This window comes from bacterium (assembly GCA_021372515.1).
Taxonomy (GTDB): domain Bacteria; phylum Gemmatimonadota; class Glassbacteria; order GWA2-58-10; family GWA2-58-10; genus JAJFUG01.
This window is the reverse complement of the sequence record JAJFUG010000102.1, coordinates 20,552-41,545: the sequence shown is the minus strand read 5'-3', so window position 1 is coordinate 41,545 and position 20,994 is coordinate 20,552. Positions and strand designations below refer to the sequence as shown.

The following is a 20,994-nucleotide window of genomic DNA, read 5'->3' as shown; positions in this document are numbered from 1 at the left end:
ACTGGCCGAGGACCAGTCGTTCGATTCGCTGGTGAGCGTCAACTCGGCCGAGGCCGACCTGGTGATAACCGGGTTCTCCATCGGCAAGATGAAACAGGACGAGGGAGAGTTTCTCAAAGGCTTCGAGAATATCCAGGACCTTCTGTTCGTCCGGGCCGGACAGGACATTCTGATCGCAGAGAACGATGAGTGACGCTTTGCGAAAGCGCCTGGTGCACATTACCGCCGCGGTGTATGTACTGCGGCTTTTTTGTGCCCGTGAGGGCTGAGAAACAGTTATATCGGGCCTGCCGGGCCAGGCCCGAACGGGTTACTAACATTGACACCTCTTTCATTGACGTTTAAATTAGAGCAATTTATGTCATTTCTTAGAGCAAACTTTTAGCTTGGTTTACAAGACGCGGGGTTTGAATGGCCAGGGACCTTGTTTCACGCAGTGAAGATTATTCGCGCTGGTACCAGGATATCGTGCTCAAGGCCGAGTTGGCCGACTACGCCCCGGTCAAGGGCTGCATGGTTATCCGCCCGTACGGTTTCGCCATCTGGGAGAAAATGCAGAAGACCCTGGATGCGATGTTCCGTGAGACCGGGCATGTGAACGCCTACTTTCCGCTGCTCATCCCCGAGAGTTTCCTGAAAAAGGAGGCCGAGCACGTGGAGGGGTTCTCGCCCGAGTGCGCCGTGGTGACTCACGCCGGCGGGCAGAAACTGGAAGAACCCTACGTGATCCGCCCCACCAGCGAGACTATAATCTGGAGCATGTACCGCAAGTGGATCCAGAGCTACCGCGACCTGCCGCTGCTGATCAACCAGTGGTGCAACGTGGTGCGCTGGGAACTGCGCACCCGTCTGTTCCTGCGCACCACCGAGTTCCTCTGGCAGGAGGGACACACCGCCCACGCCAGCGCCGAGGAAGCCGAGGAAGAAACCAAGCGCATGCTGGAGGTCTACCGCAAGTTCGCCGAGGAAACCCTGGCCCTGCCGGTGATCACCGGTCAGAAGACCGAGCGTGAAAAGTTCGCCGGGGCGCTGCGCACCTACTGCATCGAGGCGATGATGCAGGACCGCAAGGCGCTCCAGGCCGGCACCAGCCACAATCTGGGCCAGAATTTCGCCAAGGCGTTCGATGTGACGTTCCTGGACCAGGACGGGGAGCGCAAGTTTGTCTGGGCCACGAGCTGGGGCGTGAGCACCCGGCTGATCGGCGCGCTTATCATGGCCCACAGCGATGACAACGGCCTGGTGCTGCCGCCGAAGCTCGCCCCGCTGGAGGTGGTGATCGTGCCGATCTACCGCTCGGACGAGGAAAAGGCCGCCGTGCTCGAGGCCGCCCACAAGGTCAAGCGCGAGTTGGCCGCCTCGTTCACCGTGAACCTGGATGACCGTGAGCAGTTCAAGCCTGGGTTCAAGTTCGCCGAGTGGGAGCTCAAGGGTGTGCCGCTTCGCCTGGAGTTGGGGCCGCGGGATGTGGCCGCCGGCCAGGTGGTGCTGGTGCGGCGTGACAACGGCGCCAAGAGCGCCGCGCCCCTGGAGGGGCTGAGCGCCACGGTCAGGCAGGCCCTGGAGGACATGCAGGCCGGGCTGTATCAAAAAGCCCTGGAATTCCGTAAGAACAACACCAAGAAGATCGACACCTGGGATGAGTTCCGTCAGTTCGTGGAGGGCGACGGTGGTTTCGCGCTGATCCACTGGGCCGGCGACTCGGCGGATGAGGCCCGCATGCAGGAGGAGACCAAGGCCACGATCCGCTGTATCCCGTTCGAGGCCGAGGAAGAGGAGGGAGTCTGCATCCTCACCGGCCGGAAGTCCACCCGCCGGGTGGTGGCGGCCCGCTCCTACTGAGGCCGTCCAACGCAGCACCGCCCCGGCGTGATATCATACAGGGGAGGGGACGATGCTGGTCGGAATCATGTCGGACAGCCACGACAACCTGCCGCTGGTAGGGCGCGCGGTGGAATTTTTCAACTCCGAGGGCTGCGACCTGGTGCTTCATGCCGGGGATATAATCTCGCCCTTTTCCATCGCAAAGCTGGGCGAGCTGAAATGCCCGTTCCGGGCGGTGTACGGCAACAACGACGGGGAGAAGGTGGGCCTCAAGCTCAAGGCCGCCTCCGTGGGCGGCTCCATCGATAACCCGCCGATCACAGTCGAAGCGGATGGCCTCAAAATCCGCATGCTGCACGACTGCGACAACTGGCAGGCCGAGGCGGCCGCCGGCGGGGCGGATGTGGTGGTGTTCGGCCACACACACCAGGTGGTGGTGGAGCAGGAGGGTGAAGCCATCGGGATCAACCCCGGTGAGACTGGGGCCTGGCTTTCGGGCGTGTCCACCGTGGCCCTGCTCGACACCGCCACCCGACAGGTGCGGATCGCGGAGCTGTGGCGAATGTAGCAGAGGGTTTTGTTGCGCCTGTTAAACTATTGAAAATCAATTGAGACGGCGGGTCAACTTAAAGCGGGATGTAAAGCAGAAAATGCCCAAACGGACAGATATCAAGAAGATCATGATAGTCGGGTCGGGACCGATTGTGATAGGCCAGGCCTGCGAGTTCGACTACTCCGGCACCCAGGCCTGCAAGGCCCTGCGTGAGGAGGGCTACGAGGTCGTGCTGGTCAACAGCAACCCGGCCACGATCATGACCGACCCGGAGATGGCGGACCGGGTGTACCTCGAGCCGCTGGCCCCGGAAATCGTGGCCAAGATCGTGGAGAAAGAGCGCCCGGATGCGATCCTTTCGACCATGGGCGGCCAGACCGGGCTGAATGTCTCGGTGGCCCTGCACGAGATGGGGGTGCTGGAGCGTTTCGGCGTGGAGCTGATCGGGGCCAAGATCGATTCCATCCGCAAGGCCGAGAACCGTGAGCTGTTCAACCAGGCGATGAAACGGATCGGCCTGGAGGTGGCCCGCGGTGGCTACGCCCGCTCGATGGACGATGCGCGGCGGATCGTGGATGAGATAGGTCTGCCGGTCATCATCCGTCCCTCCTACACCCTGGGTGGCACGGGCGGCGGCATGGCCTACGACCGCAAGAGTTTCGAGGAGGCCGCGGCCAGGGGGTTCTACCACAGCCCGGTGCATGAGATCCTGGTCGAGGAGAGCGTTGTCGGCTGGAAAGAGTACGAGCTGGAGGTGATGCGCGACCTGAAGGACAACGTGGTCATCATCTGCTCCATCGAGAACCTCGACCCGATGGGAGTGCACACCGGGGACTCGATCACCGTGGCCCCGGCCCAGACCCTCACGGATAAGGAATACCAGCGGATGCGCGATGCCTCTCTGGCCGTGATCCGTGAGATCGGCGTGGAGACCGGCGGCTCGAACATCCAGTTCGCCGTGCACCCCGAGACCGGACGGCTGGTGATAATCGAGATGAACCCGCGCGTGAGCCGTTCCTCGGCCCTGGCCAGCAAGGCCACCGGGTTCCCGATCGCCAAGATCGCGGCCAAGCTGAGCGTGGGGCTCACTCTGGATGAGATACCCAACGACATCACCAAGAAAACCCCGGCCTCGTTCGAGCCGACAATCGACTATGTGGTCACCAAGATTCCGCGCTTCACGTTCGACAAGTTCCCCGGCGCGGATGACACCCTGACCGTGCAGATGAAGAGCGTGGGCGAGGTGATGGCAATCGGCCGCACTTTCAAGGAGTCGCTGCAGAAAGCCCTGCGCGGGCTGGAGACCAACCGCTACGGCCTGGGTGCGGACGGCCGCGAGATCGCCGACCCCGAGAACCTGGAGGCCAAGCTCGCCCGCCCCAACGCCGAGCGCCTGTTCTACGTGCGCCACGCCATGCTGAACGGCATGGAGAACGAGCGCCTGTTCGAGCTGACCAAGATCGATCCCTGGTTTCTCAGCCAGATGCGCGAGATCGTGGAGTTGGAGGAGCGCCTGCGTAAGCTGAAAAACATCTCCGGCCTGAACCTGGACCTGTTGCGCCAGGCCAAGCAGATGGGTTTCTCCGACCGTCAGCTCGCCTCTCTCTGTGGCTCGGATGAGATTTCGGTGCGCAAGCTGCGCAAGGGCAAGGGGGTCCAGGCCGTGTTCAAGCGCGTGGACACCTGCGCCGGCGAGTTCGAGGCCATGACCCCGTACCTCTACAGCACCTACGAGAGCGAGGACGAGGCCTATCCGACCCGGCGCAAGAAAGTCATGATCCTGGGCGGCGGGCCCAACCGGATCGGCCAGGGGATCGAGTTCGACTACTGCTGCGTGCAGGCGGCGTTCGCCCTGCGCGAGGAGGGTTTCGAGTCGATCATGGTCAACTCGAACCCCGAGACCGTGAGCACGGACTACGACATCTCGGACCGTCTGTATTTCGAGCCGCTGACCCTGGAGGATGTGCTCAACATCGTGGACACCGAGAAGCCGGACGGGGTGATCGTGCAGTTCGGCGGCCAGACCCCGCTCAAGCTGGCCATTCCGCTGGCCGAGCAGGGCGTGCCCATTATCGGCACCTCGCCCGAGAGTATCGACCTGGCCGAGGACCGCGAGCGTTTCGGCGAACTGATTGTCAAGCTGGGGCTGAACCAGCCCGAGAGCGGGATCGCCTACAACCTGGAGCAGGCGCGCAAGATCGCCGCGCGGATCGGCTACCCGGTGCTGGTGCGTCCCAGCTACGTGCTGGGCGGCCAGGCGATGAAAATAGTCTACGACGAGGGCTCGCTGACCGGTTACATGAAGAACGCGGTGGACGCCTCGCTGGGCAAGTCGATCCTGATCGACGACTACCTGGAGGACGCGGTCGAGGTAGATGTGGACGCGATCTGCGATGGCGTTACGGTGGTGATCGGCGGGATCATGCAGCACATCGAGGAGGCGGGCATCCATTCCGGAGACTCGGCCTGCGTGATGCCGCCCTACAGCCTTCCGGCCGATATCATGGACCAGATGCGCGAGGCCACCCGCAGGCTCGCCCTGGCCCTTCAGGTGAAAGGCCTGATCAATATCCAGTATGCGATACAAAAGAACAAAGTTTACGTTCTTGAGGTGAACCCGCGCGCCAGCCGCACCGTGCCCTACGTGAGCAAGACCATCGGGGTCTCGCTGGCCAAGCTCGCCGCCAAGATCATGATCGGCAAAACTTTGCAGGATCTGGGGTTCACCGAGGAACGCAAGATCAAGCATATTTCGATCAAAGAGAGTGTCCTGCCGTTCATCAAGTTCCCCGGTGTGGACACCCTTCTGGGACCCGAGATGAAATCCACCGGCGAGGTGATCGGCCTGGACCATAACTATGGGATCGCCTACGCCAAGGCCCAGATCAGCGCCGGCAACAGCCTGCCCCTGGAGGGCGGGGTGGCGGTGAGTCTGGCGGACAAGGACAAAAAGACTCTCCTGCCCACGATCAAGAAACTGGACGACATGGGGTTCAAGATCCACGCCACGGAGGGCACCTACAACCTTCTGCACGCCAACGGCATCCATGCCGAGCGGGTGTTCAAGGCCGGCGAGGGCTCGCCCGACATCGTGGACCTGATCAACGGCAACCAGGTCAACCTGCTGATCAACACTCCGGTAGGCGAGAAGAGCAAGTACGACGCGGCGTCGATGCGGCGCGCGGCGCTCCAGCACGGCGTGCCCTATGTCACCACCACCAGTGCGGCGATAGCGGCGGTGGAGGGGATCAACGCCCTGAAGAAAGAGAAGATCACGGTCACCTCGCTGCAGGAATACTACGCCAAATGAAGACCGTACTCGTCATTGACGATGTCGCGGGAAACCGCGAGATTTTCGCCAGCTTGCTGGAGGGTGAGTACAAGGTCGTGCAGGCGGCGGACGGCAGGAAAGGTATGGAGCTGGCCGAGAGCGAGAAGCCGGACCTGATTTTCATGGATGTTTCCATGCCCGAGATCGGCGGGATGGACCTGATCCGCGAGTTCAGGAAACACCCGACCCTGTATGCGGTGCCGGTGGTGGCCATCACGGCGCACTCGCTCTACAGTGCGCGCAAGATGGTGGAACGGGGCTGTAACGACTTTCTGCTCAAGCCGCTGACACCGCACAAGATCAAGGATATGCTCGACAAATGGATCTACTGAGCGGTCCGGTCAGATCGAAACTGAGTGTGTCGCTGCTGGTGCTGCTGGGGGCGGGTTTGCTTTCGTGTGGCTGCTCGAAGGCGGTGAACAGCCCGGAGCAGGTGTCGCGGGTCTTTGTCGAGGCCCTGCGCTCCGGCTCGACCGCGACGCTCGATACGCTGGTCGACTGGGAGCGGGTGGTGCTGCAAGACAACTATGTCACGGACAGCTATTTCAGCGCACTCGGCCAGTCCGGCAAAGACAGCGTGACCGCCTCTTATCGCGCAATCTTCCGGGACACCGTGATTCCGCTGTTCGCCCGGGCGAAGATCAGCATAGTCCAGGTGGCGGTGATGCGCAAGGAGGCGGAGGGCTGGTTGGAGATCGAGTTCCAGTCACAGAGCGGCCAGATCGCCGAGGCCAACAAGTGCTCGATCAGCCTTGTCTACCGTCCGAACACCCGTCACTGGCGGATAGTCGACCTGGGGAAGGTCCTCGAACTGGCCCGGGCGGGCGTGGATTACGACTCGAAGCACTATTACCTTCAACAGCCGGCTAATCCGTGATTGCGGTTAATCCTGTATCAACTACGGGGGATGGGAGAAAAAATGAATGACCAGAGTTTTCCGACCTGCCTCAAGTGCAAGCAGGGTGTGCTGATCCCGTTGAGCGACTACGGTCGCGACGGGGCATCGATCATGTACAAGGCTTGGGTCTGCACCAACCCTGAGTGCGGGTTCCACCTGCGCATAGACAACGGCGAGGTCAGTATCGGCAAGGATATCGGCCAGTCGTTCAAGTAAGATCGGAGTCCGGGCCGGGGTGTGCTGCGCTCAGAGCGGCCCATCTCCGGCCAGAAGGCGCTTTCGGGGCAGCAAGGCGCTGAAAGCGTGGATAACTCCAGAACTCCACCGGGGAGAGAGTCTCATGCAGCCGGTGCTGACCGCTGAGCAGATGCGGCGGATCGACCGGGCCTCCATCGACGGCCTGGGTCTGCCGGGCGCGGTGCTGATGGAGTCGGCCGGCCGGGCCGTGGCCTGCGCTGTCGTAGAGTTCGACCTGACCGCGGATTGCCGCCGCCCGGTCGTGCTCTGCGGTAAGGGCAACAACGGGGGCGATGGTTTCGTGGCCGCCCGCTGGCTGACCGAGCACTGCGAGCCCGGCTGGCCGAAAGTGTTCCTGGCCGGCAGCCTGGAGGCTCTTACCGGCGCTGCCGCGACCATGGCCCGGGTGGCTGTCGCCTGCGGCCTGAACGTGCTGGAGCTGGAAAAGAGCGGCCTCGACCCGTTGAAAGACGCCCTGGGCCGGGCCAACCTGGTCCTGGACGCTCTCCTGGGGACCGGAGCGGCCGGTGCGCCGCGCGGCCTGGTGGGAGCGGTCATCGACCTTCTGGCCGGCTGGACCCGTCCCCTGGTGGCGGTGGATGCCCCCAGCGGGGTGCAGATGGATGACGGCCAGGCGCCCGGGGCCTGCCTGAGCGCCGATCTGACTGTCACTTTCGGCTACCTCAAGGTCGGCCACCTGATCCAGCCGGGCCGCGCCCTCTGCGGCGAGGTTGTGCTGGCGGACATCGGGTTCCCGGAGGCGGCCGAGGCCGGGCTGGAATTCGACACGTTCCTGACCGATTCCCTGGATGTGGGCCTCAATTTCCCGCCCCGCGAGCCAGATTCTCACAAGGGCGATTACGGACGGGTGCTGGTGGTGGGCGGCTCCACCGGATTGACCGGCGCGCCGGTCATGGCCGCGCAGAGTGCGATGACTATCGGCGCCGGGCTGGTCACGGCCGCGCCGCCCGCCTCGCTCAACGCGGTGTTCGAGGCCAAGCTGACCGAGGTGATGAGCGCGCCCCTGCCGGATTCCGGACTCGGGTATCTGGCCGCCGGGGCCCTGGAGCCGCTTCTGAAGCGATTGAGCGCCGGGGTGGATGTCCTGGCCCTGGGGCCGGGCCTGGGACGGGCGCCGGAGACCGCCGATCTGGTGCGGGAGCTGGTCGGGCGCCTGGAGTGTCCGGCCGTGCTGGATGCGGACGGCTTGAACGCGTTCGAGGGCTGTGCCGAGCGGCTGTCCGGTTGCAAGGCTCCGCTCGTGATCACCCCGCACCCGGGCGAGATGGGACGGCTGAGCGGCCTGTCCGCCGCGCAGATCAAGGCCGACCCGCTGCGGGTGGCGCGCGGGTTCGCGATGAGTCACGGCCTGGTGTTGGTGCTCAAGGGCAACCCGAGCCTGATCGCCGACCGCGACGGCCGGGTGGTGATAAATCCCACCGGGGGGCCGTCCCTGGCCAAGGGCGGCAGCGGAGATGTCCTGACCGGGATGATAGCGGGGCTGCTCGCCCAGGGGCTGGAGCCGTTCGAGGCGGCGGTCTGCGCGGTGTACCTGCACGGGCTGTGCGCCGACCTGGCTGCGAAGAAACTTAGTGAGTATTGTGTCAGCGCCACGGAGCTTCTTCGCGTTCTTCCCGAGGCGATAAACAGTGTGTCGGCGGAGGCTTACGGGACGGAATAAACGTCCAAAGCCTTGCCAGTACTGTTTTAACTTGACTTAAAAAAAGATTGAGGATATTTTACATGTCTGTACTTGTAATAGAGCTTGAAAAGCTGCGCGGCGGGTCGTGCCGCAACTCCGGGGCTGTCGATCCGGTTGAGTTGCAGTTCGCCGATCCGGCCGAGTTGGTGTTCGAGGGCCCGCTGGAACTGGATGTACGGGTCAGCACCACGGACCGTCTGAGTTTTTACGTGCACGGCACGCTGAGCTACAGGGTCAGCGCCGAGTGCCGCCGTTGCCTGCGTCCCGTTTCGGTGGAGCGCAATCCGGAAGTGCGGGGGATGTTCGCTTTCAACGAGGCTCTGGAGCGGCTCGAGCTGAACGATGAGGAGCGCGAGCTGCAGGATATTATTCCCCTGGCCGCGGACAGCGACAGCCTCGACCTGACCAGCTTGGTGCGCGAGGCGGTGGTCCTGGATTATCCGCATTTCCTGCTCTGCTCCGAGAGTTGCCGCGGGCTGTGCCCCGGCTGTGGAGCCGACCTGAACGTTGAGGCCTGCCGTTGCCATCACGAGAGCGACGACCCGCGCTGGGCCAAGCTGCTTGGGCTGAAAAAAAAAGAAGACAAGTGACATTTCAAGGCAAGTGCTGTTAAACGGAAACCGGCCGTAATACAAAGCGGCCGGTTAGCTTTGAGGGGAGAGACAATCATGGCCGTACCACGCAGAAGGACCTCCAAGACCGCCAAGCGCAAGAGAAGGACCCATTTCAAGCTGGAAGCCATCGGCGCGAGCCTGTGTTCGCATTGCGGCCAGAGCAAGCCGCAGCACACCGTGTGTCCGCACTGCGGATACTACAACGGCCGCGAAGTGGTGGCAAAATCGGAGTAATGGCGGAAAGGCAATTCTGGACCCCGGCGCTGTCGGCAACGCGACCCGCGCCGGGTGTTCACGTTTATCCGTCTCTCCCGGACGCGGGTGGCGGAGCACCGAGGCTTAAGGACCGGGAACATTTCGAATGAAAATCGTTCTGGATGTCATGGGGGGAGACCACTATCCGGTCGCACCGCTTAAAGGAGCGGTCGAGGCGATAGAGCAGCTCGATTCCGATTTCGAGCTGGTGCTGGTTGGCGATGAGGCCCTGATCCAGAAGCACTTGGAGAAAAGCGGCTCGTTCGACCGTGGCCGGATTCAGGTGGTGCATGCTCCCGAGGTGGTCGAGATGGGGGAGAGCCCGACCGTGGCCCTCCGCAAGAAAAAGAATTCCTCCATCTCGGTGGGAGTGGACCTGGTGGCGCGCAAGGAGGCCCAGGCGTTCGTGAGCGCCGGCAACACCGGTGCGGTGATGGCCGCCTCGTTCCGTGGTCTCGGGCGGATCGGCGGTATCAGCCGCCCGGGTATCTGCAGTGTCTTCCCCACCGTGGACAAGCCCTGCGTGGTTCTGGACGTCGGGGCCAACGTAGATTCCAAACCTTTGCATCTGTTGCATTTCGCCATGATGGGCGCGGTCTATTCCCATAAAGTGCTGGGAGTGGCCAACCCGCGGGTCGGCCTGCTCAATATCGGCGAGGAACCCTCCAAGGGCGATGAGCTCTCGATCGAGACCCACAAGCTGCTCAGCGACAGCCCGCTCAATTTCATCGGCAACGTGGAGGGTGGCGGTATCTTCGAGGGCCTGGCCGATGTGGTGGTCTGCGACGGGTTCGTGGGCAACGTGGTGCTCAAGCTGAGCGAAAAGGTGCTCAGCCTGATCGTGAACCAGTTGCGCACCCAGATCAAGGCCAACCCGATGTCGGCCCTGGGGTTCCTGCTGATGAAGCAGGTGTTCGAGCAGATGAAGAAGACTTTCGATTATGCCGAGTACGGCGGTGCGCCGCTCCTGGGAATCGACGGTACGACCATAATCTGCCACGGCGGCAGCAGCCCGAGAGCGATCCGCAACGCGATCCGCTCCGCCCGCCTGGCGGTGATCAAGAATGTCAACGAGCTGATCCGTGAATCGGCGGCCAACTACCAGATGGATAACAGCACGAATGGGAAAGTATCTTAAGGTTCTGTCCACCGGCATCGCATTGCCGGAAAAAGTGCTGACCAACTCCGACTTGGAGCGCATGGTCGACACCTCGGACGAGTGGATTGTTACGCGCACGGGCATCAAGGAGCGCCGGATCAGCGAACCCGGTATTTCCACCAGCGACCTGGGGGCCCAGGCCGCGGCCATGGCCCTGGAGCGGGCCGGTATTACCGCGCTGGACATTGATCTGCTGATTGTCGCCACCGCCTCGGGGGATTACCTGTTTCCCTCCACGGCCTGTGTGATCCAGAGCAAGCTGGGCGCCACGCGCGCCACGGCGTTCGATATCTCGGCCGCGTGCAGCGGTTTCCTCTACGGTCTGACCATTGCCTTTTCCATGCTCAGCAGCGGTTTTTTCCGCCGGGCCCTGATCGTGGGCGCCGAGACCCTGACCAAGATCACCGATTACACCGACCGCTCGACCTGCGTGATTTTCGGCGATGGGGCCGGGGCGATGCTGGTCAGCCTGGCCGAGGACGGTAAAGGCATGTTTGAGAGCCATCTGGGCAGTGACGGCACCTTTTCCGGCCTGCTCAACCTTCCCGCCGGCGGCACTCATCTGCCGGCCTCGCACGAGACTGTCGACAACCATATGCATTTCATCAAGATGAACGGCAACGAGCTGTTCAAGGTGGCCGTGCGTTCGATGGTCGAAACCGCGGAGACGATCCTGCAGAAAGCCAAGCTTACCTCTGCGGACATCGATCTGCTTATCCCGCACCAGGCCAATATCCGGATCATCCAGTCGCTGGTCAAGCGCCTGGCTATTGATGAGGGTAAGGTCTATGTCAACATCGAGCGTTTCGGCAACACCTCGGCCGCCTCGATCCCGATTGCCTATCACGAGGCGCGCAGCCGCGGCCTGATCGATGCCGAAAAGCTCCTGCTGATGCTGGCGTTCGGCGGCGGAATCACCTGGGGTGGAGTGCTGCTGCGCGGTTGATTCTTGAGTTTGACAACACCCGGAGGAATTCGGATGTCGGATGAAGTTAAAACAGCGGTGATATTCCCAGGCCAGGGTTCGCAGTACGTGGGCATGGGCCGTGATCTGTTCGATGCGTTCACTCCGGTGCGCGAGTTGTTTGGCCGGGCTTCGGAGAAGCTGGGTTTCGACCTGGCGAAGCTCTGTTTCGAGGGTCCCGAGGAGGAGCTGGCCCAGACCCGGGTGACACAGCCCGCCATTTTCGTGCACTCGGTGGCCGTGTTCAGGCTCCTGGCCGAGCGCGGGTTCGCGCCAGCGGTGGCCGCCGGTCACAGCCTGGGCGAGTACAGCGCCCTGACCGCGGCCGGGTTCGTGGATTTCGAGGAAGCTGTCGGGCTGGTGGGCCTGCGCGGCCGTCTGATGCAGGCGGCCGGTGACAAGGCCCCCGGCGCGATGGCCGCGGTGATCGGTCTGGATAACGCGGTGATAGAGGGCCTCTGCCGCGACAGCGGCGAGGTCGTGGTGCCGGCCAACCTGAACGCTCCGGGCCAGGTGGTGGTGAGCGGCAGCGTGCAGGGGGTGGACAAGGTGCTGGAAGCGGCCCAGAAAGCCGGGGCGCGGATGGCCAAGAAACTGAAAGTGAGCGGGGCGTTCCACTCACCGCTGATGGAATACGCCTCCGCCCCGATGCGCGAGCGCCTGGCCTCGGCCAATATCCACGCCGGATGTATCCCGGTGGTGCCCAATGTCACCGCAACGGCCGAGGAGAACCCGGAAACCCTGCGCGAGCTGCTGGTGCGCCAGATTGTCAGCCCGGTGCTCTGGACCGCCTCGATCAACACGATATCCGGGATGGGAATAAGGAAATTCATCGAGGTCGGGCCGGGCAACGTGCTGGCCGGACTGTGCCGCCGGATCGAGCGGGAGCTTGAAACCACAAGCGTTGGAACGCTGGAGCAGCTTGAATCTTATCGCTGAGCGGCGGTTTAACCTTTACTTTTTTAACGGGTAATATTAAAATGGTCTTACAAAATCAAGTCGCGCTGATCACGGGCGGCGCACGTGGAATTGGCAAGGGTGTGGCCGAGCGGCTGGCCTCCGATGGAGCCAGCACGGTGCTGGTGGATATCGACGCCGTCATGGCCGAGAAGACCGCGGCCGGACTCGGTGGACCGGGCAAGCACATGGGTCTCGCCTGTAACGTGTCCGATGCGGATCAGGCCCAGGCGGTGGTGGACAAGGTGGTCGAGCAGTACGGCCGTCTCGACATCCTGATCAACAACGCCGGGATCACCCGCGACAACCTGATCATGCGGATGAAGCCCGAGGACTGGGAACTGGTGCTGCGGGTGAACCTGACGGGCAGTTTCAATTTTGTCCGCGCGGTCAGCCGTCAGATGATGAAACAGCGCTCGGGCCGGATCGTCAATGTATCGTCCGTTGTCGGTCTGATGGGCAATGCCGGGCAGGCTAACTACTCGGCCTCCAAAGCCGGGTTGATCGGCCTGACCAAGAGCGCGGCCAAGGAGTTCGCCTCGCGCGGGGTTTGTGTTAACGCGGTGGCCCCGGGCTTTATCGAGACCGAGATGACCGCCAATCTGCCGGAGGAGGTCAAGGCCGGCTGGAACAAGATTATCCCCCTCGGTCGCGGCGGACAGATTGCGGATGTGGCTGCCGCCATCGCGTTCCTGGTCGGCCCGGACTCCTCCTATCTTACCGGGCAGGTGATTCAGGTGGATGGCGGAATGGTGATGTAGTAAACAGTGTTAGCTGTCAAGCAGCTTGAATACAATTTTCATTGTTCATACCCACAAAACCAAAGCCGGAGGTTATTTTTATGGCGGACCTGGCGCAGAAGGTGAAAGAAATCATCGTCGAGAAGCTGGGCGTGGATGCTGAAAAAGTCACTGATGACGCCTCGTTTGTTGAGGATCTGGGCGCCGACAGCCTCGACACGGTCGAGCTGGTGATGGATTTCGAGGAAGAGTTCGACCTCGAGATCCCGGATGAGGAAGCAGAAAAGCTGACCACGGTCGGCTCGGCGATCAAGTACCTGGAAGAGAAACTCGCCTCCAAGTCTAACTGACTGGTCCAGGAATGAGGACATAGACAGAAGGCCGGCTCGATGCATACACGGCCGGCCTTCTGTCTGTCTGCCCGGCTCCGGGAGATACGGGCGCACGATTTGCTGCGCGCCGATCGAGTCTCGTGGCCGCCCTTCGGAGTGACCCGTGGATTTTGACAACTCCCTCCAGTCGTAGTGGGATGTTGTATTGTGAGAATTCGAACAACCGAGAACCGATGATGACAAGAAGAGTAGTAGTCACCGGAGTGGGAGCCGTGACCCCGCTCGGCAACGATGTTGAGACCACCTGGCAGGGCCTGTTGGAGGGCCGCAGCGGGATCGGCCCGATAACCACGTTCGATGCGAGCGCGTTCGATACACATTTTGCCGGTGAGATCAAGGGTTTCAATCCCGAGTTGTTCATGGACCGCAAGGAGACCAAGCGTACCGACCGGTTCGTCCAGTATGCCGTGGCCGCCAGCACGATGGCCCTGCGTGATGCAGGGATCGAGCAGGTGAGTGACCCGGCTGAGCAGGAGCGTTTCGGGGTCATTATCGGCTCCGGGATCGGCGGGCTGGAAACCCACGAGGCCCAGCACAACCGCTATCTGGCCGGAGGGCCGGGGCGGATCAGCCCGTTCTACGTACCGATGATGATTTCGGACATGGCCGCGGGCTATGTCTCGATCCACGTGCAGGCCAAAGGCCCCAATTTCTGCACCGTATCGGCCTGCGCCTCGGCCGGGCATGCGATCGGAGCGGCGTTCCGCTCGATCCGCTACGGTGAGTCGGACATGATGCTGGCCGGCGGCACCGAGTGCTCGATCACCCCGATGGGCCTGGGCGGGTTCAACGCCTGCAAGGCCCTGTCCACCCGGAACGATGACCCGCAGGGCGCCTCGCGTCCGTTCGATGTCACCCGGGACGGGTTCGTGCTGGGGGATGGCTCGGGCGTGGTCCTGATCGAGGAATACGAGCATGCGGTCAAGCGCGGCGCGAGGATCTATGCCGAGGTGGTCGGAGTGGGCAATACGGGCGATGCCTATCATATCACCGCCCCGGCCGAGGACGGAAACGGCGCCAGCCGCGCCATGGCAGCCGCCATGCGCGAGGGTGGGCTGAGTGTGGACGATGTCGACTACATCAACGCCCACGGCACCTCGACCGAGCACAACGACCAGATCGAAAGCTTGGCGATCCGCAACGTGTTCGGCGCGCGGGCGAAAAACGGCCTGGTGGTAAGCTCCACCAAGTCCATGACCGGCCACCTTCTGGGCGCCGCCGGCGGCGTGGAGGCGATTTTCACCTCCCTGTCGATCTATCACGGGATCGTTCCCCCGACCATCAACTACCGCAATCCCGACCCGAAATGCGACCTGGACTACTGCCCCAACCAGAAGCGCAGCCTGACCATACGGGCGGCCCTGAGCAATTCGTTCGGGTTCGGTGGTCACAACGTTTCACTGGCTTTCAGGAAAATCTGAGCAGCCGCGGAGCGGTGTAAACATGCGGGTCAACCCACTGAAATTGCTGCTTTCGCTTTTCGGCTGGAAAGGACCCGGAAGAGTTAGAAGAAAGAAATTGAGCCGTCTTGAGAAGAGCCTCGGGTATTCGTTCAAGGATATCAACCGACTCGAGACGGCTCTTTCGCATCTGTCGTACATCAACGGCAGCGGACGGCCGCACCTGGAGAGCAACGAGCGCCTGGAGTTCCTGGGGGATTCGGTGCTCGACCTGGTGGTGGCCGAGCACCTGTTCCAGGCGTACACCGGAGCGCGCGAGGGCGAGCTGACCCGGATCAAGTCCTCGCTGGTGTCGCGGGAGGCCCTGGCTGCCCAGGGGACGCGCCTGGGTCTGGACAGCTACATACTGTACGCGCGCGAAAGCGTGCGCGGCCGTCAGCGCGGGCTCAACACGATCATCTCAAACTGCCTGGAGGCGGTGATCGGGGCGATCTACTTGGACGGCGGCTACGAGGTGGTCCGGCGGGTGATCCTGAACGTGCTGCTCGAGGGCGGACAGGCCCGTCCCGGAGTGGATGACCTGCTCGAGGCCAAGAACCGCCTGTTGCACCTGTCGCAGGTGCATTACGGCGCCCAGCCCGTGTACCGGATTGTCGAGGTCAGCGGTCCGGAGCACGACAAGTGCTTTGTCTGCGAGGTGGGCGTGGGCGGAGATATCCTGGGCCGGGGCGCGGGAGCGAACAAGAAGGAAGCGGAAAAGCAGGCCGCCCAGCAGGCGCTGGGGCTTCTGATCGCCCGTCACGGCGATGAAATGTCCTGAAAACATATCGGCACATCTTGCGATTCACTCAATCCCCATCATTCTGGAGACCAAATGGAGTACTTCCTCACAGAAGAACAGCTCGAAATCAAGCGTCTGGCGCGACGCATCGCCGAAAATTACATCATCCCGCAGCGTGAGGAACTCGACCACAAGAGCGAGTTCCCGCACCAGATCATGGCTGAGATTGCCAAGGCCGGTCTGCCCGCGATCTACATCCCCGAGGAGTACGAGGGCATCGGCGGCGGCCTGCTGGAGCTGGTTCTGGCCACCGAGGAGCTGAGCCGCGCCTGCGCCGGCGTGGGCGTGACCTACGCCGCCAGCTCGCTGGGCAGTTTCCCGATCATTATCGGCGGCAACGAGGAGCAGAAGAAGAAATACCTGCCGACCATCGCCGCGGGTGAGGAGTATGCCGCTTTCTGCCTGACCGAGGCCGGGGCCGGCTCGGATGTGGCCGCCATGCAGACCAGCGCCCGCAAGGTGGGCGATGACTACGTGCTCAACGGCACCAAGCAGTGGATCACCAACGGCTGCGAGGCCCACACCTACACCGTGTTCGCCAAGACCGACAAGACCCGCGGCGCGCGCGGGATCAGCGCGTTCGTGGTGCGCAAGGGCAATCCCGGCCTCAAGTTCGGCAAGAAAGAGGACAAGATCGGTATCCGCGCCTCGGCCACCTACGAGGTGATTTTCGAGGACTGCGTGGTGAAGAAAGAGGACATGCTCGGCCGCGAGGGCGCGGGTTTCGGCATCGCCATGCGCACGTTCGACAAGAGCCGTCCGGGCATCGGCGCCCAGGCCCTCGGTATCGCCCAGGGCGCGATGGATGCCGCGCTCGATTACGCCTACAAGCGCGAGCAGTTCGGCCAGTCGATCATGAATTTCCAGGGTGTTTCGTTCATGATCGCCGACATGGCGATCCAGATCGAGGCCTCCCGCGCCCTGGTCTACCAGGTGGCGCGCATGGTGGACGGCGGGGTGAAGAACTACGGTATGGAATCGGCCATGGCCAAGGTATTCCCCTCGGACGTGGCGATGAAGGTGGCCACCGACGCCATTCAGGTGCTGGGCGGCTACGGCTACATGAGAGACTACCCCGTGGAAAAATATTTCCGCGACGCCAAGATCACGCAGATCTACGAGGGCACGAACCAGATCCAGCGTGCGATCATCGTGTCCAACCTGGTGCGTGAGATGGCCAGCCGGAGAGGTTGAGCGGTTTGATGGGGTTTTCGATCGATGTGTCGCGGCTCAACGACCCGCGCCTGCGGGAGATCGGCCGGGGCCTGGAACTGGGGCAGCGCCTGGGGCGGAATGAGGCCCTTATTCTGTGCGAGACCCCCGACATTCCGGGCCTCGGTCTTCTGGCCGACCGGGCCAACCTGGCGGCCAACGGCGAGCGGGTCTGCTACATCAACAACGCGCACATCAACTATACGAATATCTGTGCCAACCGCTGCCGGTTCTGCGCCTACCGTCGCGCCGGGGCCGACTCGCCCGGAGCGTTCTTCCTGAACCCGGACGAGGTGCTGGAAAAGGCCCGTGCCCTCTGGAGCGAGCGGGTGCGCGAGTTCCATATCGTGGGCGGCTGCCACCCGGATGCACCGCTGAGCTACTATGTCCATATGCTGGAGCTCCTGCGGCGGGAATACCCCGGGGTCTGCCTACAGGCTTTCACCGCGGTGGAAGTGGAACACCTGGCCCGCAAGGCCGGGCTGAGCGTGGCCGAGACCCTGGCCGAGCTGAAAAAGGCCGGGCTCGATTCGCTGCCGGGCGGCGGGGGCGAGATATTCAACCCCGCGGTGCGCAGCCGGATCTGCCCGGAGAAAATCAGTGGGGAGCAGTACCTGGAGGTGATGCGCCAGGCGCACGGTCTGGGTATTCCGACCAATGTGACCATGCTGTTCGGACACATCGAGAGCCGGGCCGACCGGGTGGACCACATGCTGGCCGTGCGGGAGCTGCAGGACGAGACCGGCGGGTTCAACTCTTTCATTCCGCTGGTGTTCCACCCGCAGAACACGGATTACCCGGACCTGGTGAAGACCGGCGCGGTGGATATCCTGCGCACTATCGCAGTGGCGCGGCTGCTGCTGGACAACGTGAGGCATATCAAGGCGTTCTGGATCATGCTCGGGTTGCCGCTCACCCAGGTGGCGCTCTTTTTCGGGGCGGATGATGTCAATGGGACGGTGATCGAGGAAAGGATCACCCACGATGCCGGGGCCGAAACCCCGCAGCACCTGAAAGAGCGCGAGCTGGTGCGGATAATCCGCGAAGCCGGACGACGGCCATTCGAGAGGGACACACTGTACAACGCGGTTGAAACGGTATAAATTGACGACAGAGACAGTCCGGTTTTCAGGTTTCCATCACCACCCCCGCCAAGGGAGCGAACATGAGAACATCCTTTCTGGTACTGACACTCTTTGTTGCCTTTGTCGCTTTCACCACCTCGCGCACCTATGCCGGGAGCCCCTCCAGCAGCGCCGAGATCGTCCTCGCCCAGCAGGATGCGGGACAGCCGGCCATCGTGGAATCCGGCACGGCCGAGGCAGAGGCCGCGGGTGGACATGGTGAGGACCTGGGCACGAAACTGCCCCTCTGGAGTGTCATTCCCTTTGCCGGCATTCTGCTGAGCATCGCCCTGTTCCCGTTGTTCGCCCCGCATTTCTGGCACCATCATTTCCCCAAAGTGAGCGCGGCCTGGGCGCTGCTGTTCGCGGTGCCTTTCCTGGTGGTGTTCGGCCACGCGGCCTGGCATTCGATCCTGCACATCTACCTGATCGACTACATCCCGTTCATCATACTGCTCTGGGGCCTTTTCACCGTGTCGGGCGGACTGCTGGTGCGCGGCAAGCTGGAGGGCACACCGGCGATCAACACGATTTTCCTGTTGATCGGCACGGTGCTGGCCTCCTGGGTCGGGACCACCGGGGCCTCGATGCTGATGATCCGTCCGGTGATCCGCTCCAACAAGAACCGCCAGAACAAGGTGCACATCATCGTCTTCTTCATTTTCCTGGTGGCCAACATCGGCGGCAGCCTCACCCCGCTGGGTGACCCGCCGCTATTCCTCGGGTTCCTGCACGGGGTCTCGTTCTTCTGGACTCTGCACCTGCTCCCGATGATGTCGTTCCTGTCGCTGATCCTGCTGTCGCTGTTCTTCGTGATCGACACGATCGTATACCGGCGGGAGACCAAGGGCGTGACCAAGGCCGCCACCGGCGAGAAAAGCGCCATCCGTATCGTCGGCCTGTACAACTTCATCTTCCTGGGCGGCATCGTGGCCAGCGTGCTGCTGAGCGGCATGCTCAAGCTGGGTGTGATCAACATCGGCGGGATCGAAGTCGAGGGACAGAACCTGCTTCGCGATGTCCTTATTATGGGCATGGGCGTTCTTTCGATGGTGTTCACGCCCAAGGACGTGCGCAAGGAGAACGAGTTCTCCTGGGCCCCGATCCTGGAAGTGGCCTACCTGTTCGCCGGGATTTTCATGACCATCATCCCGGCCCTGGCGATCCTGCGCGCCGGCGAGCACGGGGCGCTGGCATTTCTGATCAAGGCGGTCAACGAGCCCGCGCACTATTTCTGGGCTTCCGGCATCCTGTCCAGTTTCCTGGACAACGCCCCGACTTACCTGACCTTCTTCAACAGCGCCCTGGGCCAGTTGTTGCCGGGCATCCCCGAGGCCACCGCCGTACACGACCTGATGAATACACACACAGTTTTCCTCGAGGCGATAAGCTGCGGCTCGGTGTTCATGGGCGCCAACACCTACATCGGCAACGCGCCGAATTTCATGGTCAAGTCGATCGCCGAGGAGAGCGGTATCCGGATGCCCAGTTTCTTCGGCTACATGCTCTATTCGGTCGGGATACTTGTCCCGCTGTTCATCCTGGTGACAGTGGTGTTCTTCGGTTAAGAGAATTTAAGCCGGGGTTGCGGTAAGCCCGCGGCCGGCTTTGGATAAGAGAAAGCAGAACGCGGCAGAGAGCCGGTCAATCGCCTGTGATTACCGGCTTCTGTCGTTTACGGCATTGACTGGGTATTCAGGCCGCCGGAGCGAAGGGGCCGGGGATAGAGCGGAATGAAAAGCGAGCGGGCAGAGAGGCTGAGCCTCTGGCGCGTGGCGGAACAGTTCGAGCACGCGCCGCTCAACGAGCTGGGCGCGCGGGCCGACTCGGTGCGGCTGCGGCTGCACCCGGAGGGCCGGGTGACTTTCACCTCGGACCGGAACATCAACTACACGAATGTCTGTGTCAGCCGCTGCCGGTTCTGCGCTTTCTGCCGGCGGGATAAGGACCCGGAGGCCTATGTCCTGAGTTTCGCTGAGATCGGGGCGCGGATCGAACAGGCGCGCGCGGCCGGGGCGGTGCAGATCCTGCTGCAGGGCGGGATGAACCCGGCTCTGGGCCTCGGCTGGCACCTGGACCTGCTGCGTTTCATCCGGAGCGAGCACCCGATCCACGTGCACGGCTACTCGGCCCCGGAGATAGATTTCCTCTGCGGTCAGAGCGGCTTGCCCCTGCCCGCGGTCCTGGAGCGCCTGGTCGCCTCCGGGCTCGGCTCTATCCCCGGCGGCGGGGCCGAGGTGCTCTCGAGCCGGGTGCGGCGGCGGGTCAGCCCGCGCAAGATCGGGGTGCGGCGCTGGCTCGAGGTGCACGAGGCCGCACACAGGATGGGCCTCAGGACCACGGCCACCATGGTCTACGGCCTGGGGGAGACTTTCCGCGACCGCCTGGTCCACCTGCGGCATATTCAGCGTCTGCAGGCGCGCACGGGCGGATTCACGGCGTTCATCCCCTGGAGCTTCCAGCCCGGCAACACGACAATGGATATCGCCAAGAGCGGCCCGGCGCTCTACCTGCGGATACTGGCCGTCAGCCGTATCCTGCTGGACAACGTGCCCAACCTGCAGGTCTCCTGGGTCACCCAGGGGCCGGAGGTGGCGCAATTGGCCCTGTATTACGGGGCCAACGATTTCGGCAGCACGATGATGGAGGAGAACGTGGTGCGCGCCGCAGGGTGCAGTTTCAAGGTCATGGACGAGTCCGCAATCGCCGCTCTGGTGCGTGGGGCCGGTTTTATCCCGGCGCTGCGCCATCAGGACTACAGCCTGATTCGTACCCTCTGAGGAGCTTTCAG

21 protein-coding genes are annotated in these 20,994 nt (G+C 62.7%); all 21 read left to right on the top strand.

Going from position 1 to position 20,994, the window contains the following annotated elements:
• Positions 1-193 (top strand): hypothetical protein (locus LLH00_10075; protein ID MCE5271615.1); only part of this gene is annotated, 193 nt, incomplete at its 5' end.
• Positions 194-411: 218 nt separating this feature from the next.
• Complete coding sequence (proS, locus tag LLH00_10070; protein MCE5271614.1) at positions 412-1,842, top strand: proline--tRNA ligase; 1,431 nt, start codon at positions 412-414, stop codon at positions 1,840-1,842.
• Positions 1,843-1,894: 52 nt separating this feature from the next.
• A complete protein-coding gene (locus LLH00_10065; protein ID MCE5271613.1) occupies positions 1,895-2,392 on the top strand; it encodes a metallophosphoesterase in 498 nt (165 codons plus the stop codon).
• Positions 2,393-2,474: 82 nt separating this feature from the next.
• Positions 2,475-5,687 (top strand): carbamoyl-phosphate synthase large subunit, encoded by a 3,213-nt coding sequence (carB, locus tag LLH00_10060; GenBank protein MCE5271612.1) that lies wholly within the window; start codon positions 2,475-2,477, stop codon positions 5,685-5,687.
• The gene (locus tag LLH00_10055; protein ID MCE5271611.1) at positions 5,684-6,040 is read left to right on the top strand and encodes a response regulator; all 357 of its coding nucleotides are present in this window, start codon (positions 5,684-5,686) and stop codon (positions 6,038-6,040) included. Before carB ends, LLH00_10055 begins: the two co-directional genes overlap by 4 nt.
• Positions 6,028-6,585 carry a hypothetical protein gene (locus tag LLH00_10050; protein ID MCE5271610.1) on the top strand — a complete coding sequence of 186 codons (558 nt, stop codon included), beginning with the start codon at positions 6,028-6,030 and terminating at the stop codon, positions 6,583-6,585. The genes LLH00_10055 and LLH00_10050 overlap by 13 nt, the downstream gene beginning before the upstream one ends.
• A 42-nt stretch (positions 6,586-6,627) precedes the next feature.
• Complete coding sequence (locus tag LLH00_10045) at positions 6,628-6,822, top strand: hypothetical protein (GenBank protein ID MCE5271609.1); 195 nt, start codon at positions 6,628-6,630, stop codon at positions 6,820-6,822.
• Positions 6,823-6,946: 124 nt separating this feature from the next.
• Positions 6,947-8,524: an NAD(P)H-hydrate dehydratase gene (locus tag LLH00_10040; protein MCE5271608.1), complete on the top strand. Its 1,578-nt coding sequence runs from the start codon at positions 6,947-6,949 to the stop codon at positions 8,522-8,524.
• A 62-nt stretch (positions 8,525-8,586) separates the two neighbouring features.
• Positions 8,587-9,135 (top strand): DUF177 domain-containing protein, encoded by a 549-nt coding sequence (locus tag LLH00_10035; protein MCE5271607.1) that lies wholly within the window; start codon positions 8,587-8,589, stop codon positions 9,133-9,135.
• 78 nt (positions 9,136-9,213) lie between these two features.
• Entirely contained in the window at positions 9,214-9,393 is a 180-nt protein-coding gene (rpmF, locus tag LLH00_10030) for a 50S ribosomal protein L32 (GenBank protein MCE5271606.1), read from the top strand.
• A 127-nt stretch (positions 9,394-9,520) separates the two neighbouring features.
• Positions 9,521-10,552, top strand: a complete 1,032-nt coding sequence (gene plsX / locus LLH00_10025; GenBank protein MCE5271605.1) for a phosphate acyltransferase PlsX — start codon at positions 9,521-9,523, stop codon at positions 10,550-10,552.
• Positions 10,536-11,519, top strand: coding sequence for a ketoacyl-ACP synthase III (locus LLH00_10020; protein ID MCE5271604.1), 984 nt, complete (start codon positions 10,536-10,538; stop codon positions 11,517-11,519). Before plsX ends, LLH00_10020 begins: the two co-directional genes overlap by 17 nt.
• A 33-nt stretch (positions 11,520-11,552) precedes the next feature.
• Positions 11,553-12,476: an ACP S-malonyltransferase gene (fabD, locus tag LLH00_10015; GenBank protein ID MCE5271603.1), complete on the top strand. Its 924-nt coding sequence runs from the start codon at positions 11,553-11,555 to the stop codon at positions 12,474-12,476.
• Positions 12,477-12,517: 41 nt separating this feature from the next.
• Positions 12,518-13,255: a 3-oxoacyl-[acyl-carrier-protein] reductase gene (gene fabG, locus LLH00_10010; protein MCE5271602.1), complete on the top strand. Its 738-nt coding sequence runs from the start codon at positions 12,518-12,520 to the stop codon at positions 13,253-13,255.
• Between the two features lie 80 nt (positions 13,256-13,335).
• Positions 13,336-13,584, top strand: coding sequence for an acyl carrier protein (locus LLH00_10005; GenBank protein ID MCE5271601.1), 249 nt, complete (start codon positions 13,336-13,338; stop codon positions 13,582-13,584).
• A 215-nt stretch (positions 13,585-13,799) separates the two neighbouring features.
• On the top strand, positions 13,800-15,047 hold the full coding sequence (gene fabF / locus LLH00_10000; GenBank protein ID MCE5271600.1) for a beta-ketoacyl-ACP synthase II: 1,248 nt from the start codon (positions 13,800-13,802) through the stop codon (positions 15,045-15,047).
• A 97-nt stretch (positions 15,048-15,144) separates the two neighbouring features.
• Entirely contained in the window at positions 15,145-15,846 is a 702-nt protein-coding gene (gene rnc, locus LLH00_09995) for a ribonuclease III (GenBank protein MCE5271599.1), read from the top strand.
• Between the two features lie 54 nt (positions 15,847-15,900).
• Complete coding sequence (locus LLH00_09990; GenBank protein ID MCE5271598.1) at positions 15,901-17,061, top strand: acyl-CoA dehydrogenase family protein; 1,161 nt, start codon at positions 15,901-15,903, stop codon at positions 17,059-17,061.
• Positions 17,058-18,182: an aminofutalosine synthase MqnE gene (gene mqnE / locus LLH00_09985; protein MCE5271597.1), complete on the top strand. Its 1,125-nt coding sequence runs from the start codon at positions 17,058-17,060 to the stop codon at positions 18,180-18,182. Before LLH00_09990 ends, mqnE begins: the two co-directional genes overlap by 4 nt.
• 62 nt (positions 18,183-18,244) lie before the next feature.
• On the top strand, positions 18,245-19,771 hold the full coding sequence (locus LLH00_09980; GenBank protein ID MCE5271596.1) for a sodium:proton antiporter: 1,527 nt from the start codon (positions 18,245-18,247) through the stop codon (positions 19,769-19,771).
• A 165-nt stretch (positions 19,772-19,936) separates the two neighbouring features.
• A complete protein-coding gene (gene mqnC, locus LLH00_09975) occupies positions 19,937-20,983 on the top strand; it encodes a dehypoxanthine futalosine cyclase (GenBank protein ID MCE5271595.1) in 1,047 nt (348 codons plus the stop codon).
• Positions 20,984-20,994 lie beyond the last annotated feature (11 nt).

Bases quoted from the DNA above. Each gene is read 5' to 3' on its own strand.
- plsX (MCE5271605.1), top strand. From the start codon at position 9,521: ATGAAAATCGTTCTGGATGTCATGGGGGGAGACCACTATCCGGTCGCA.
- LLH00_10020 (MCE5271604.1), top strand. From the start codon at position 10,536: ATGGGAAAGTATCTTAAGGTTCTGTCCACCGGCATCGCATTGCCGGAA.
- LLH00_10065 (MCE5271613.1), top strand. From the start codon at position 1,895: ATGCTGGTCGGAATCATGTCGGACAGCCACGACAACCTGCCGCTGGTA.
- LLH00_10040 (MCE5271608.1), top strand. From the start codon at position 6,947: ATGCAGCCGGTGCTGACCGCTGAGCAGATGCGGCGGATCGACCGGGCC.
- proS (MCE5271614.1), top strand. From the start codon at position 412: ATGGCCAGGGACCTTGTTTCACGCAGTGAAGATTATTCGCGCTGGTAC.
- LLH00_10055 (MCE5271611.1), top strand. From the start codon at position 5,684: ATGAAGACCGTACTCGTCATTGACGATGTCGCGGGAAACCGCGAGATT.
- carB (MCE5271612.1), top strand. From the start codon at position 2,475: ATGCCCAAACGGACAGATATCAAGAAGATCATGATAGTCGGGTCGGGA.
- fabF (MCE5271600.1), top strand. From the start codon at position 13,800: ATGATGACAAGAAGAGTAGTAGTCACCGGAGTGGGAGCCGTGACCCCG.
- fabG (MCE5271602.1), top strand. From the start codon at position 12,518: ATGGTCTTACAAAATCAAGTCGCGCTGATCACGGGCGGCGCACGTGGA.
- LLH00_10005 (MCE5271601.1), top strand. From the start codon at position 13,336: ATGGCGGACCTGGCGCAGAAGGTGAAAGAAATCATCGTCGAGAAGCTG.
- LLH00_09990 (MCE5271598.1), top strand. From the start codon at position 15,901: ATGGAGTACTTCCTCACAGAAGAACAGCTCGAAATCAAGCGTCTGGCG.
- LLH00_09980 (MCE5271596.1), top strand. From the start codon at position 18,245: ATGAGAACATCCTTTCTGGTACTGACACTCTTTGTTGCCTTTGTCGCT.
- LLH00_10045 (MCE5271609.1), top strand. From the start codon at position 6,628: ATGAATGACCAGAGTTTTCCGACCTGCCTCAAGTGCAAGCAGGGTGTG.
- LLH00_10050 (MCE5271610.1), top strand. From the start codon at position 6,028: ATGGATCTACTGAGCGGTCCGGTCAGATCGAAACTGAGTGTGTCGCTG.
- mqnC (MCE5271595.1), top strand. From the start codon at position 19,937: ATGAAAAGCGAGCGGGCAGAGAGGCTGAGCCTCTGGCGCGTGGCGGAA.
- LLH00_10035 (MCE5271607.1), top strand. From the start codon at position 8,587: ATGTCTGTACTTGTAATAGAGCTTGAAAAGCTGCGCGGCGGGTCGTGC.
- rpmF (MCE5271606.1), top strand. From the start codon at position 9,214: ATGGCCGTACCACGCAGAAGGACCTCCAAGACCGCCAAGCGCAAGAGA.
- fabD (MCE5271603.1), top strand. From the start codon at position 11,553: ATGTCGGATGAAGTTAAAACAGCGGTGATATTCCCAGGCCAGGGTTCG.